The following is a 14,047-nucleotide window of genomic DNA, read 5'->3' as shown; positions in this document are numbered from 1 at the left end:
TGCTCAATTGCGTGGCGGTCCTTTGAGGTCCAGCGGCGCGGCGTTGTCGGGGCGTCCGCGAATCAGCGACTCAGGGTGGCGACCGAGGTAATCCGACAGCTCTCGCAACGAGCGCGACATGCGCCCGAGCTCGTCGAGGGTCTCGGTGAGTTGCTCGCGCTGCGGTGAATCCTCGGCCAGGGTCGAATTGGCGGACTGCAAGGTCTTGCTGACGTCGGCGAGGGTGCTCTGTACACCCGGCAGGGTCCTGGCGTTGAACTGCTTCAGGCCTTTGCGCAGCTCGACCAGATTGCCGTCGAGGTTGCTGGCGATGCGCTCCACTGGCAGCGCGTTGATCTTGTTGACCATCGCCTCGAGTTTTTCCTGCAATTGCTCGAGGCTGCCGGGGACGGTCGGAATGGTGACCGGCCGTGCCGTAGGGTCAAAAGCGACTTTCGGCGCTTTGGGGTAGAAATCCAGCGAGATATACAACTGACCGGTGAGCAGGTTGCCGTTGCGGGCCTGGGCGCGAAGGCCATTTTCGATGAACGTGCCGATCAGGCGCGCCCCGGTGGCCTCATCGTTTTCGTCGCCATGGTAAGCCTTGAGCATCTTCGCGTGGGCGCGACCCAGGCGCTGCGGATAGATGACGATGCCGACATTCACCGGGAAGGTGCGCTTGACCTCGTCGAAGTCGAGATTGACTGCCACCACCCGGCCGATTTCAACTCCGAGGAACTCCACCGGCGCGTCAACCTTGAGCCCGCGCAAGGCTTGATCGAAGCGCAGCGCCAGATATTGTGCCTTGCCGTTGGGCGGCGCGAGGGCGGTGGTCTGGTCGGCGAACAGTTCGAAACCCTTGTCTTCACTGGCTGGCGAATCGTTGGGACTGTAATCCGGAGCGCGGAAAGCGATGCCGCCCACCAGCAGGGTCGACAGCGACTCGGTTTTCACCGCAAAGCCGTTGGCACCGACATTGATGTCGATGCCGCTGGCGTTCCAGAAACGGGTGTTTTCGGTGACGTAGGCGTCATTCGGAGAATGCACGAAGACTTCGATGTTGACCCCTTTGCCGTCCTGGTCCAAGGCATAGGACACCACTTGGCCAACCGGGATCTTGCGGTAATAGACGGGGGAGCCGATGTCCAGCGAGCCGAGGTCGGCGGTGTGCAGGGTGAAGCGCTTGCCCGGTTCGCCATAGGTGATCGGCGGCGGGTTCTCCAGACCCTTGAAGTTTTTTGAGCGGGTATTGGCCTGGCCAATGTCGGCACCGATGTAGTCGCCCGACAGCAATGTGTCGATGCCCGATACCCCGCCGGCGCCGATGCGCGGACGTACCACCCAGAATTGCGAGTCCTCGCGGGTGAAGGCTTCGGCCTGCTTGGCGAGTTTGATCGTGGCGTTGACGTGTTTATGGTCGTTGGCCAGTTCAACATCGGAGACATGGCCGATGACTACGTTGCGGTACCTGACTTCGGTCTTGTTGGCGGTCAGGCCATCGCCGGTCTTGAATGTGACGGTGATCGTCGGGCCTTCCTGGAGGATGTTGTGAATCACCAGCGAAATGCCCACCAGCACCGCCACGATCGGCACGATCCATACCAGCGAGATACCGAATCGGCGGGTTTTGACCGGCGCCTGACCGGGTGCTCGCGGCTCGTCGCTGGCTGACGACTTCATCCATGTCCTCCTCAATTAATCGGGCACTGAGCGTCAGGAACGCAAAAGCACTTCATCAATATAGAAGTGCTTGGCGATAGAGCAAATGTGTATAGCTGGCGTGGGACGCGATTGCAGTCCAGGAGCTGCCGAAGGTTGCGACCTGATCGTTCCCATGCTCTGCGTGGGAATGCAGCCCGGGACGCTCTGCGTCCCAAGATCGCAGCCTTCGGCAGCTCCTACAGGGGCCAGAGTCGTGGCGGGCTCAGCCGAGCATTTCGCGCAGGCGATACCAGAACATGCCAAGCGCCAACAGCGGCGAACGCAACGCCGGGCCACCGGGGAAGGTCATGTGCGGCACGCTGCTGAACACGTCCATGCCTTGGCTATGGCCGGCGTGAATGGCTTCGCCCAGCAATTTCGCGCACCAGTGGGTGACGTTGAGGCCATGGCCGGAATAGCCCTGCGCGTAAAACACGTTCGGGTGCTGTTTGAGCCGGCCAACCTGGGGGAAACGATTGGCGGTAATACCGATCTTCCCGCCCCATTGGTAGTCGATGCGCACGTCGGCCAGTTGCGGGAACACCTTGAGCATTTTCGGTCGCATGTAGGCGGCGATATCCGCCGGATCGCGCCCGGAGTAATGACAAGCACCGCCGAACAGCAGACGTCGATCCGCCGAGAGACGGTAATAATCGAGCCCGACTTTCTGATCGCACAGCGCCAGGTTCTGCGGGATCAACTGCACGGCGCGAGTTTCTTCCAGCGGCTCGGTGGCAATGATGTAACTGCCGGCGGGCAGCACTTTGCCGCTGAGTTTCGGCTCGAGGTCATCCAGATGCGCGTTGCAGCCAAGCACCAGGCTGCCGGCGCGTACTGAACCGGTGGCGCAGCGCACTTCGACGGTCGGGCCATGGAGGATTTCCAGCACCGGACTCTGCTCAAAGATACGCACGCCCAGCGATGCCGCGAGACGCGCCTCACCTTGCACCAGATCAAGCGGATGCAAGTGCCCCGAGCCCATGTCGATCAATCCGCCGGCGTACACTCCGGCGTCGACCACTTGCGCACGGATCTGCTCCGGCCCGACCAGCCTCGTTGCGTGGGCATAGTCGAGTTCGGCAAGGCTGTCCTGTTCCTGCTGGAGCGCGGCAAATTGCGCGGCGGTGTTGGCCAGTTCGCAAAAGCCCCAGCGCAGATCACAGTCGATGGCGTTGTCAGTGATGCGCTGGCGCACCAGCTCCACCGAATCGATGCCGGCGCGCTGTAAATAGCGCACGCCGTTCTGGCCAACGTAACGGGCGAAACCCTCGACTTCATGGCCGATGCCGCGAATCAGCTGACCACCGTTGCGCCCGCTGGCGCCCCAGCCGATCTGTCGCGCTTCGAGCAGCACCACCGACAGACCACGCTGCGCCAGTTCAATCGCCGTGTTGACGCCCGTGAAGCCGCCGCCGATCACGCAGACATCGGCAATCAAATCTCCGTCGAGCGCAGCGTAGGGCGTGGTCGCCCGCGCAGAAGCGGCGTACCAGGAGCGGGTGTGTTGTGCGCTGTGCTGATTCATTTGTTCGACTTCACTTTGCTCCACGACCGGGTCATCAGACGCATGATCGCCTGAGGCGGCGTTGAGGAAATGTAGAGTTTGTCGAGCACCGACTGCGGCGGATAAACCTCAGGATTGTTGACCAGTTCCTGATCCATGAACGGCTTGGCCGCAGGGTTCGGGTTGGCGTAGCCGACGGTGGCGCTGACCTTGGCGATTACTTGCGGATCGAGCAGGTAATTGATGAAGGCATGGGCCTCTTTGGCGTTGCTCGCATCAGCGGGAATCGCCAGCAGATCAAACCACAGGTTGGCGCCTTCCTTGGGAATGGCGTAAGCGATATTGACTCCGTTCTTCGCTTCCTTGGCGCGGTTGGCCGCCTGGAACACATCGCCGGAGTAACCGAACGCGACGCAGATGTCACCATTGGCCAGGTCCGACACGTACTTGGAAGAATGGAAATAGGTGATGTACGGACGGATGCTCAGCAGCTTGGCTTCGGCCTTTTTGTAGTCTTCAGGGTTTTCACTGCGCGGATCCATGCCCATGTAGTTGAGGATGGCCGGGAAGACTTCGTCGGCGGAGTCCATCATCGACACACCGCACTGGCTGAGCTTCTTCAGATTCTCCGGTTCAAACAACACGGCCCAGGAATCGATGTGGTCGATGCCGAGCACTTGCTTGACCTTGTCGACGTTGTAACCGATGCCGTTGGTGCCCCACAAATAGGGAACCGAGTGCGCATTGCCTGGATCATTTTTCTCTAGCAATTCAAGCAGTTTCGGGTCCAAGTTCTTCCAGTTTGATAACTGTGAACGATCGAGCTTCATGAACGCGCCGGCCTTTACCTGACGGGCGAGGAAGTGGTTGGACGGCACTACCACGTCGTAACCGGTCCGGCCGGCGAGGAGTTTGCCTTCAAGGGTTTCGTTGGAGTCGAAGACGTCGTAGATCACCTTGATCCCGGTCTTGCTCTGGAAGTCGGCGAGGGTGGTTTCGCCGATGTAGTCGGTCCAGTTGTAGACGCTGACCTGGGGCTCGGCGTGGGCTGCTGCACTGAACAGCACGCTCAGCGCGACGGGAAGTATGGATTTCAATGGACGCATATCGACACCTCTTCTTGTAATGATCGTTCCCACGCTCTGCGTGGGAATGCCGCAACGGACGCTCCGCGTTCGGCTTTGGATGGGACGCAGAGCGTCCCGGGATGCATTCCCACGCGGGAGCGTGGGAACGATCAACTGTGCGGCCGTCTTCGCGAGCAGGCTCGCTCCCACAGGGACGGCTGCGCCGTCAGACGCTCAGCAGCAGGAACTCACGCTCCCACGAGCTGATCACGCGCTTGAAGTTTTCATGCTCGGCGCGTTTGACCGCAACGTAACCGCGGACGAATTTGCTGCCCAGGTATTCGGCGACTTTCGGGCAGTCTTCCATCTGCGTCAGGGCTTCTTCGATGGTGATGGGCAGGCGCAGGTTGCGCCGTTCATAGGCCCGGCCTTCGACCGCCGCGCTCGGCTCGATCTTCTCGACCATGCCGATGTAGCCGCACAGCAGGCTCGCGGCAATCGCCAGATAGGGGTTGGCGTCGGCGCCGGGCAAGCGGTTCTCCACGCGCATCGATTCCGGCCCCGATGTCGGCACCCGCAGGCCCACCGTGCGGTTCTCTTCACCCCATTCGACGTTGACCGGTGCCGAGGTGTCAGGCAGGAAGCGGCGGAACGAATTGACGTTCGGCGCGAACATCGGCAGCACTTTCGGGATGTATTTCTGCAAGCCACCGATGTGATGACGGAACAGCTCGCTCATGTTGCCCTCGGCATCGGCAAAGATCGGCTGACCCGTCGCGATCTCGACCACACTCTGGTGCAAGTGCATGGCGCTGCCGGGCTCGTCGCCGATCGGTTTGGCCATGAACGTCGCGGTGACGTTGTGCTTGAGCGCTGCTTCGCGCAGGGTGCGTTTGAACACGGTGATCTGGTCAGCCAGATCCAGCGCATCGCCGTGGCGGAAGTTGATTTCCATCTGCGCCGGGCCGTCTTCGTGGATCAGCGTGTCGAGATCCAGACCTTGCAGTTCGCACCAGTCGTAGACGTCTTCGAACAGCGGATCGAATTCATTGGCGGCATCGATCGAGAATGACTGGCGACCGCTTTCCGCACGACCCGAACGACCCAGTGGTGCCTTGAGCGGCAGGTCCGGGTCTTCACAGCGTTGGGTCAGATAGAACTCCATTTCCGGCGCGACAATCGGCTTCCAGCCCTTGTCGGTGTAGAGCTGCAGAACTTTCTTCAGAACGTTGCGCGGCGACAGTTCGATCGGATTGCCAAACTTGTCGAAGGTGTCGTGGATGACGATGGCAGTCGGCTCGATTGCCCAAGGAATGACATACACGGCATCGGAAACCGGCTTGCAAACCATGTCGATGTCAGCCGGGTCGAGCAGGTCGTAGTAGATGTCGTCGTCGACAAAATCCCCGGTTACCGTTTGCAGCAGCACGCTTTCCGGCAGGCGCATGCCGCGCTCATGCAGGAACTTGTTGGTCGGTGCAATCTTGCCGCGGGCGATGCCGGTCAGGTCGCTGACCACGCATTCGACTTCGGTAATCTTGTGATCTTTCAGCCAGGTGAACAGCTGATCGAAAGGGGCGTTCATAAAGACCTCGTTATTGGTTTTGTAGACGCCGGGGAGGGCGGGTTTCATCTTCCGCCCCTTCCCCTGTGGCGCGTTGGCGACTATCTTGGGCGCGGCTTGCGATTCCATCTATCCACTTTCAGCAGCACCAAAGCGCACCAAAAGAGTGCGCAGGGTCAACCCATGACAACGTGCAATCCGCTTCAGGTTCAAGCGTTCAATACCGCCGATGTGGCCGAGCAAATCCGCGCTACACCGGGCTGGGTCCAGCATTACCAGCAGATGTCGCCGGGGCATTTCGCCGGGCAGATTCGCTATCTGGATCTGCAGGGCGTCGAGGTTTACGAAGAACAGATGAACACCCGGGTCGAACAGAATTTCAGCGCGCCATCCGGGGCTCTGGCGTTCTGTTTTGATCGCAGTGACAACGCGCTGTATCTGCTCAACGAAGAAAGCCGCAACATCTGGATCACCCCGGAGAACTACCGTGAAATCGCTGTGGTGTTCGGTCCGGATTTCGTCCGCGAGCACGGTTTGCAAGTGGCAAAGCTCGAAGGTCTGTTCATGGCGCCGCTGAACTGCGGACAGAACGCTTTGTTCAGCGGCTGGTTAAGCTCGATTCTCACGAAGTTGTCGCAAGCCTCTGATCCACTTGATAAAGATCGCCTGACTCGGCAACTGCTCGAGGACTGCCTGTTCATCCTCGACAACGCTCAAACCCGTCTTGATCGTGGAGGATTGCAGCAGCGCAATAACGAACGCCAAATCATGAAGCGAGTAGGGGAGTGGGCGGCTGATTCGCCGGAAGACACGGTCAATCTGCTCGAACTTTCCCACGTTGCCGGCGTACCCCTGCGCCAGTTGCAGCAAGCTTTCAAGGCCTACACCGGGATGACCCCGAGCCACTGGTTGCGCCTGAGGCGGCTAAACAGTGCGCACCGTGAATTGCTCAAGCGTCGGCCGACGGAAACCACTGTTGCGGAAGTGGCGATGCGCTGGTCGTTCTGGCATCTGGGGCGGTTTTCCAGCAGTTACCGCGCGCTGTTCAAGGAGCTGCCGAGCGAGACGCTCAAGCGCTGAGCAGAAAAAGGCTTTGTGTCCTTGGCGAAGTTAAATAGAATCAGTCTCATTTGAATCTACCTTCGCGCAGGGTCTCTTGAGATGATTGAAGCCACGTCACCGGCGGAGCAGAGCCTGCAGCAGTTGTACCGTGAACATCGCGGCTGGCTGGAAACCTGGCTGCGCCGGCGCATGGGCAATGCGTGGGATGCGGCGGACCTGAGTCAGGACACCTTTGTGCGCGTCTTGTGCAACGCGCCGCCACTGGCCGAATTGCGCGAGCCCCGCGCGTACTTGCTCACCGTCGGCAAACGGCTGCTGAGCAATTTCTACACGCGACGCCATCTGGAAAAAGCCTACCTCGACGCCTTGGCGCAATTGCCGGAAGCGTGCGCGCCGTCGCCGGAGCAGCGCTGGTTGCTGCTGGAAACCTTGCAGGCACTGGATGAATTGCTCGATGGCTTGCCGCGCCCCGTGCGCCGGGCATTTCTTTGGAGTCAACTCGAGGGCCTTGGCTACCGCGAGATTGCCGAACGCTTGCAGGTTTCCGAGCGCACGGTGAAACGTTACATGGCCCAGGCGTACGAGCATTGTTTGCTGGTGGATCTCTGATGCGCGTTGCACCCAATGATGAAATGCGGGAAGTGGCGCGGGCAGCGGCGCACTGGCTGGCACTGCTCGAGTCCGGTTGTGCCAGCGAGGAAGATCACGCGCGATTACAGCATTGGCGCGCCAGCGACAGTCGCCACGAGAACGCGTGGCAGAAAATTCAACAACTGCGTCAGCGCTTTGCAGGCTTGCCCCCGGCGCTTGCCCTGGCCACGCTGGATCGGCCGGATCCGGCGCGGCGCGCTGCTCTCAAGCGTGCCTTGGGCGTGGCGGCGCTGGTGCCGGCGGCGTGGTTGATCAGTCGGGAGCTGCCGCTGGAGGTCTGGCGCGCCGACCTGCACACCAGCACTGGCGAGCGGCGCAAAGTGCAGTTGGCCCAGGATTATTCATTGCAACTCAACACCGACAGCGCGGTTAATGTCGATCTGGCGGCACGTCAGTTGACGCTGATTCGTGGCGAGATGGCGCTCAACGTCGCGGGCGATTCAGCCTTTATCGTCAACGCGCCTTATGGGCGGATGATCGTCAATCACAGCGACATCTCGGTGCGCCTCAATTCCCGCGATTGCCAGGTCTGCGTGCTCCGTGGTTCGGTGCAATTGCAGCCGCTGCACGGCCCGGCGCTGGTATTGCAGCAGGGCCAGCAAGTCAGCCTGCAAGCTTCGGGCGCCGGGGCGGTGACGGCGTTCGATGCGTTGATGCCCGGGTGGCGCGACGGTGTGGTCATGGCGCAAAACCAGCCGCTGGGTGATTTCCTCCGCGAGCTGAGTCGCTACCGCTCGGGTGTTCTGCGCTGGGATCCGGCGCTGGAATCGCTGCGCGTCACTGGCAGCTTTCGCCTCGACGATACCGATCAAGTGCTGGCACTGCTGGCTGCCAGTTTGCCCGTCGATGTGCATGCGCGAACGCGATTTTGGGTGTCACTGGTACCGCGTGCGGAAAAACTGGCTGAAGCCTGTCCCTTTTTTCGCCTCGCTGGTCATTCCAGGCAAGTGAACAAAATCGAGAGCTTCTTCCAATGCCCGCAGTATTTCCAGGTCGTTTGCGTCCGTTGTTGCAGTTGAGCCTTTTGCTGAGCCTGAGTGCCAGCCCCATGTTGATCCAATCGAGCTGGGCCGACGATGGCAGTCGCCGCAGTTATCAGGTGCCGGCCGGTAGTCTGAGTACAGCGCTGACGCGCTTCGCCGGTCTCGCCGGCGTCAATCTTTCGGTGGATCCGGCACTGGTCAGCGGCCGCAACAGCAATGGTTTGTCCGGTGAATATGGCGTGGAGGAGGGGTTCAGCCGGTTGTTGTTGGGCTCTGGTTTGCAGCTGCAACCGGTCGGCGATCAGGCTTATACGCTGGTGCCCGCAGCGCAAGGCAGCACCTTGCAACTTGCGCCGACATCGATTCTCGGCGCGAGCGGTTCAGCGGATGCCGACGTGTTTGCTGGCGGTCAGGTCGCGCGGCGTGGCTCGCAAGGGTTGTTGGGTTCCAGGGATTTCATGGAAACCCCGTTCAGCATGACCACCTACACCAGCGAAACGGTGAAAAACCAACAGGCGCGCACGCTCGGCGATCTGATCAGTACCGACCCTTCGGTACGCGCCACCAACCCGGCCGGTGGCCGCTATGAGCAATTCACCATTCGTGGTTTCAGCTTGTTCAACAGTGATGTTGCCTACAACGGCCTCTACGGTGTGTTGCCGACTTACACCATCGACATGGAAATGGCCGATCGCGTCGACATCCTCAAAGGCCCGAGCCAATTGATCAACGGGATTTCGCCACGGGGCAGTGTAGGAGGGGGATCAACGTCGTGCCGAAACGCGCGACCGACAAGCCGATCACCTCGCTGACAGCCAATTACGCCTCCAACAACCAGGTCGGCGGCGCAGTGGATGTCGGACGGCGTTTTGGCGAAGACAATCAATTCGGGGTGCGCTTCAACGGGGTCAAACAGTCCGGCGATACCGAATGGGATCATCAGAGCGTCGATCGCGACATGGCGGTACTCGGTCTGGATTTCCGTGGTGAACGCTTGCGACTTTCCACCGATATCGGCCACACCGAACGCGACACCGACGCACCGCAGGAACGCGTGCAAGTTGCGGCCAATGCCAAGGTGCCGAACGCCAATGATGTGCGCGACAACTACGCGCAACCTTGGAGCCGGGCGCGAACCAAAGACACTTTCGGCACGCTCAACGGCGAGTACGATGTCAGCGATTCAGTCATGCTGTATGGCGGCGTCGGCGCACGTAAAAGCAATCACGACTTCTTGCGCCACGCGGTTTCGGTGACCAATGACGCCGGCGACTTCAGCGTCCAGCCGCGCGACTTCACTCGCGACGAAAACGTTCGCACGGCTACCGCTGGGGTGCGTAACTGGTTCCAGACCGGACCGGTCAGCCATGAAGTGAACTTGGCGGCCAACTACTATTATATGGACTTCGAAAACGGCGGCGCCCGTTACGCGGCCGGCCGCAGCAATCTCTACGACCCGGTGGAAATCGCCAGACCCGGCACGCCGACCCGCAATGACGCCAAGGTCTACACCGAAAATCGCTTCAGCGGCGTGGCCTTGTCCGACACGCTCGGTTTCTTCGAGGATCGACTCCTGCTGACTCTGGGTGCGCGCTGGCAGCGGGTCAAAGTCGATGACTGGAGCGACGGCATCAAGGGCGACACGGCCTACGATGAAGAAAAGGTCTCGCCGTCGGGCGGGATTCTGTTCAAGGCGACGGACAAACTTTCGCTGTACGCCAACTATATGGAAGGCCTCAGCCAAGGCAAAGTCGCGCCATCGACGTCGATCAACGAAGACGAAATCTTCCCGCCATTCATCAGCCGCCAGGTCGAAGTCGGCGCCAAGTACGACGCGGGTGCATACGCGCTGACGGCAGCGGTGTTCCGCATCAAACAACCTGCCTACGAAACCAATGCGACCACACGAGTCTTCGGCCCGAACGGCAAACGCGAAAACAACGGCGTAGAACTGAGCGTGTTTGGCGAACCGCTGAAGGGCTTCCGATTGCTCGGCGGGGTGATGTATATCGACAGCGAACTGACCGATACCACCAACGGTACATTCGACGGCAACCGCGCACCGGCGACACCGAAATACAACGTTAACCTTGGTGCAGAGTGGGACGTGCCGACTGTGCAGGGTTTGACGTTGACCAGTCGTGGAATCTATTCGAGTTCGCAGTATCTGGATCAGGCGAATGATAAGGAAATCGACTCCTGGGAGCGGTTCGACGTAGGTACACGCTATGCTTTCAGGCTGGACGAGAAAACGATCACCTTGCGCGCCAATGTCGAAAACGTTCTGGATAAACGCTATTGGAGCTCAGCGGGTGCTTCGGATGATAGTGAGCCGGGATTGACGCTTTCGACGCCGCGAACGTATCTGCTGTCGGCGACGGTAGATTTCTAATGGAGCAGGGTAAGTGCGTCGATCGTCTTCGAAAACACGTTAACTACACTAAATGACCGTTTAGTTGAGCTAACAAAAAACCGTACCTGCAACGGAGAAGGCCATGATTCAGCGCAAGCCGAATGCTACAGATGTGATTGCTGCGCTGAATCTACAGCCTCATGTCGAGGGCGGTTATTACCGCAGAACCTATCAAGCCGATCACCGTGCCGGCCTCGAAACGCAGCAAGGCACGCGATATCTGCTGACCTCGATCTACTATCTGCTTACTGAGCAATCGCCAGTGGGCCAGTTTCATTTCAATCAGTCCGACATCCTGCATTATTTCCAGTTGGGCGACGCCATCGAATACAACCTGATCCACGCCGACGGCTCATTGCAAACGCTGGTAATGGGCAGCGATGTTTTAGCTGGTCAGCAACTGCAGTTGCACGTACCGGGTGGAACTTGGAAAGCCTCTCGATTGCTGGAAGGCTCGAATGGCTTTGGCTTGATCAGCGAAGCGGTTTCGCCAGGATTTGATTTTGCCGAGATGGAAATAGGTGATCGAGCAAAATTGACCGCACAGTATCCGCAGCATGGAGCGCTGATTGAAATGCTTACGCGCGGTGAAGATTGAGAGTTGTACATTGGGACAAATGCAGTTTGCAGGGAAAGCTGGTTTTGAAGCGACCGCGCAGATTCAAATCTCTCGGGCAACCACGCTAACCCTGTAATATCTTGTTACGTGTAATGTATATTATGTTAAATCATGTATGCGAATGGCCTCAGGCTTTAGATATCAGATCCACCACTCCCAACCTCTCAGTCTAAGCAACGCCATTCGTTTGCAGCTTCAACAACCAATGTCTCTCGGTAGTCCATCCGATAAAAACCTGAGCACCTTCGCTTGCTTGGCGAGCCTCGGTCAACGGTGCGCCAGAAGCCGCTACTCGCAATCCTCTAATCGCCGGCAGAAACCTTTCACGAAATGCACTAGGCTGAATCGCGAAATGAGCTTCGATACGTTCAATCGCGAAACGCATTTCTGCCTCATCAAGCATCGCTAGATAAAAGACCATTTGCCGCCAGGCATAAGCCGTATTTTTGATCACCACCAGGCTGGAGTGATAAAACCGCAACTTCATCTGCTGGCGTACGCATATCCATCTGAAGCATTCCTCGGCCATCGAAGCCAGGCGATACTGCAACAGCGCCTTCAGCCCGAGCTCACCAAACAACAGCGCAAGGTTTTGCGTCGTCAGGATCTGTTGTTGCTCGATGATTTTCCCGTTAGTCGCCGGTCGCCATGTCCCCAGGCCCGCATCAGCCCGCTGGGAGCACAATCTGGCCAATGCGTCCCTGGAACTAGCGTCAGGTCTGGAGAACCTTTTCCGCCTGGATTTCGGTTGATCAGGAAGCATCGCCAATTGGCTTGCATCAATGTCGTAGTAATTGGCGTATAGCGTGCCACCTGTCAAAGATGCCGCCTGCCTGGCAGCTCTTATGTACTTGTTCGAGAAAGCGCCCATGAAAATGTCCGAGGCGACTTCTTCAACAAAAGGCAGATCCAGCTTGGCCATCGCACCAAGCGCAGCAAATTCCTGAATGAGTTTGTTGGGCAGGATCGCTTGAGGAAAAGCGCAAAGAGTCATCGCTGCGCATTCGATCAGGACCTGTCTGGCTGCGTCAGCGACCACCGCGTCCGTTTCTCGCTGGTCCTCAACAGCCGCCACCCACGGCAATTCATTCATCCTGACCTGACTTTGCAGATCCAACAGCAACAATGATCGGCGTTGTCGAAAGGCGCGATAGGTTGCTACAGAGAGCATCCGCAGCGACATATCGCGAAATCCTGCACTGCAGATCTCAGCCGTTATCGCTGGCAGCAGCCGCGCCACGGTATCCCCGGATGTAATCAATCCCTTATCGATCAGCTCGGCAATTGTGCCCTTTCGACACCGCTCGACGCGTCGACGAATATCAGGAGGAATGCCGATACCTGTTAACAGCGAATATGCGGTCGCTTCTTCGCAGGTAACGGGTTGCAGCAGAGATGAAAAGTCGGAAACTCCGTCCGAACCGGGATACTTGCTCAGACGTGCGGCAACCGCTTTAGCAAATAGATGGTGACCGGGTGCGGACACGTGACCGCGTTGAGAGTCTCTGTGCTTTTGATGAGACTCGGATTCGGTATGACCATGCTTGCGTACGAAATCGTCGACGATCCTGCGAATTCGTCCGACTTGTCGTCCGGTAAGCAACGCCGCATCGCTGGCGCAAACCCCCAGCAGTGCAAACAACTCCCCTACCCGATCCCGCCGGTTTTCAGCTTCACACGGAGCGCTGGGGCAAGAAGCATCGAACTGCCGCTTCAGAGTATTCGCCTGCTCAAACCAGCCTTGGGGATACCGGCGGCAAGGCCAATCATCCTGATACGTCAAAAGGAAAAGCGACACCGCCGCATCGTAGAGCGGCAAGCGAGTCTCGACGACATGTTTTTGCGCTGCCAGACGCGTCTGTGCTGGGCGGTTTGAAAGCACGGTTCTGACATCACCGACAGTAAAAACCTGCACTTGCCCTGCTGAAAGCGGCGAACCGTCAGAAGCCATCGGAAAGAATCGCAGCTGTTCAAAGAAAGGCGCTATCGCTTCAACCAGATCCCATGCGTTCTCTGTACGTTGTTGGCCCAGCAACCAGGCCACCGTCAGCAGTGCAGCTTCTTCTGGCACCTCGATTCGATAATCCCCGCTCGCCAGCTTCGTTTGCAGTACCTCAATCCCCTCCTCCGTAAGGTGCCAAGTGTTGAGATCGAGTCGCTCGAAGCCAGGACGGATACCAGGAATCGAAGCAGCCAAATGTCGCTCGTACTCGGTCAGTGCGCCACCGGCCATGTACTGCCCAGTGGCAAAGCCACCCGTGGCGACTTCCAGCGTGACCCACTCAGGCACATCCGCGAATGGAGTTCGTGAGCCATACGACGCAGATCCCTGCAATATGTGCTCGATTACATTGCGCCAGCGCTCGATGCGCTTGCTCGTCTGTCCGTTATCGTCGAGGCCCGATGCAGCGAGTGCCCGAGACAGTTGAAAGGCTGCATAGCCGGCACCTATGCCGGCATTCGCATTCGATTCCCTATCGTCCCTGAGCATGAGTCCTTCCGAG

9 protein-coding genes and 1 pseudogene are annotated in these 14,047 nt (G+C 58.8%); 5 read left to right on the top strand and 5 right to left on the bottom strand.

The features are described from left to right. Window positions 1-3: 3 nt before the first annotated feature. The 4 genes from ACZZ0K_RS10375 to ACZZ0K_RS10360 form a co-directional block, all read right to left on the bottom strand. Complete coding sequence (locus ACZZ0K_RS10375; RefSeq protein WP_258706684.1) at window positions 4-1,659, bottom strand: PqiB family protein; 1,656 nt, start codon at window positions 1,657-1,659, stop codon at window positions 4-6. A gap of 244 nt (window positions 1,660-1,903) precedes the next feature. Continuing rightward, entirely contained in the window at window positions 1,904-3,205 is a 1,302-nt protein-coding gene (locus tag ACZZ0K_RS10370; RefSeq protein WP_258706685.1) for an NAD(P)/FAD-dependent oxidoreductase, read from the bottom strand. Continuing rightward, window positions 3,202-4,290, bottom strand: a complete 1,089-nt coding sequence (locus ACZZ0K_RS10365) for a polyamine ABC transporter substrate-binding protein (RefSeq protein WP_258706686.1) — start codon at window positions 4,288-4,290, stop codon at window positions 3,202-3,204. The genes ACZZ0K_RS10370 and ACZZ0K_RS10365 overlap by 4 nt, the downstream gene beginning before the upstream one ends. 187 nt (window positions 4,291-4,477) lie before the next feature. Continuing rightward, window positions 4,478-5,836, bottom strand: a complete 1,359-nt coding sequence (locus ACZZ0K_RS10360) for a glutamine synthetase family protein (protein WP_041480368.1) — start codon at window positions 5,834-5,836, stop codon at window positions 4,478-4,480. A 162-nt stretch (window positions 5,837-5,998) separates the two neighbouring features. On the opposite strand from ACZZ0K_RS10360, the gene ACZZ0K_RS10355 reads away from it, so the two are divergent. The 5 genes and pseudogenes from ACZZ0K_RS10355 (at window position 5,999) to ACZZ0K_RS10335 (ending at window position 11,522) form a co-directional block, all read left to right on the top strand. Continuing rightward, window positions 5,999-6,895, top strand: a complete 897-nt coding sequence (locus tag ACZZ0K_RS10355) for a helix-turn-helix domain-containing protein (protein ID WP_252876299.1) — start codon at window positions 5,999-6,001, stop codon at window positions 6,893-6,895. An 81-nt stretch (window positions 6,896-6,976) separates the two neighbouring features. Next, the gene (locus tag ACZZ0K_RS10350; protein ID WP_150742140.1) at window positions 6,977-7,486 is read left to right on the top strand and encodes a sigma-70 family RNA polymerase sigma factor; all 510 of its coding nucleotides are present in this window, start codon (window positions 6,977-6,979) and stop codon (window positions 7,484-7,486) included. Beyond that, entirely contained in the window at window positions 7,486-8,547 is a 1,062-nt protein-coding gene (locus tag ACZZ0K_RS10345) for a FecR domain-containing protein (RefSeq protein WP_463559094.1), read from the top strand. The genes ACZZ0K_RS10350 and ACZZ0K_RS10345 overlap by 1 nt, the downstream gene beginning before the upstream one ends. Further along, window positions 8,502-10,903 (top strand): annotated as a pseudogene (locus ACZZ0K_RS10340) (TonB-dependent siderophore receptor). Before ACZZ0K_RS10345 ends, ACZZ0K_RS10340 begins: the two are co-directional and overlap by 46 nt. A gap of 103 nt (window positions 10,904-11,006) precedes the next feature. Then, on the top strand, window positions 11,007-11,522 hold the full coding sequence (locus tag ACZZ0K_RS10335; RefSeq protein WP_258706688.1) for a cupin domain-containing protein: 516 nt from the start codon (window positions 11,007-11,009) through the stop codon (window positions 11,520-11,522). 190 nt (window positions 11,523-11,712) lie between these two features. On the opposite strand, the gene ACZZ0K_RS10330 is transcribed toward ACZZ0K_RS10335, so the two are convergent. Continuing rightward, complete coding sequence (locus ACZZ0K_RS10330; RefSeq protein ID WP_463559093.1) at window positions 11,713-14,034, bottom strand: hypothetical protein; 2,322 nt, start codon at window positions 14,032-14,034, stop codon at window positions 11,713-11,715. Window positions 14,035-14,047: the final 13 nt, after the last annotated feature.

This window comes from Pseudomonas sp. AC255, assembly GCF_979258175.1.
The sequence above is the reverse complement of the archived record's forward strand: the minus strand, read 5'-3'. Positions and strand labels throughout refer to the sequence as shown.

Coding starts and splice junctions, on each gene's coding strand:
- ACZZ0K_RS10370 (WP_258706685.1), bottom strand. CDS start 3,205: ATGAATCAGCACAGCGCACAACACACCCGCTCCTGGTACGCCGCTTCT.
- ACZZ0K_RS10330 (WP_463559093.1), bottom strand. CDS start 14,034: ATGCTCAGGGACGATAGGGAATCGAATGCGAATGCCGGCATAGGTGCC.
- ACZZ0K_RS10360 (WP_041480368.1), bottom strand. CDS start 5,836: ATGAACGCCCCTTTCGATCAGCTGTTCACCTGGCTGAAAGATCACAAG.
- ACZZ0K_RS10365 (WP_258706686.1), bottom strand. CDS start 4,290: ATGCGTCCATTGAAATCCATACTTCCCGTCGCGCTGAGCGTGCTGTTC.
- ACZZ0K_RS10335 (WP_258706688.1), top strand. CDS start 11,007: ATGATTCAGCGCAAGCCGAATGCTACAGATGTGATTGCTGCGCTGAAT.
- ACZZ0K_RS10375 (WP_258706684.1), bottom strand. CDS start 1,659: ATGAAGTCGTCAGCCAGCGACGAGCCGCGAGCACCCGGTCAGGCGCCG.
- ACZZ0K_RS10355 (WP_252876299.1), top strand. CDS start 5,999: ATGACAACGTGCAATCCGCTTCAGGTTCAAGCGTTCAATACCGCCGAT.
- ACZZ0K_RS10345 (WP_463559094.1), top strand. CDS start 7,486: ATGCGCGTTGCACCCAATGATGAAATGCGGGAAGTGGCGCGGGCAGCG.
- ACZZ0K_RS10350 (WP_150742140.1), top strand. CDS start 6,977: ATGATTGAAGCCACGTCACCGGCGGAGCAGAGCCTGCAGCAGTTGTAC.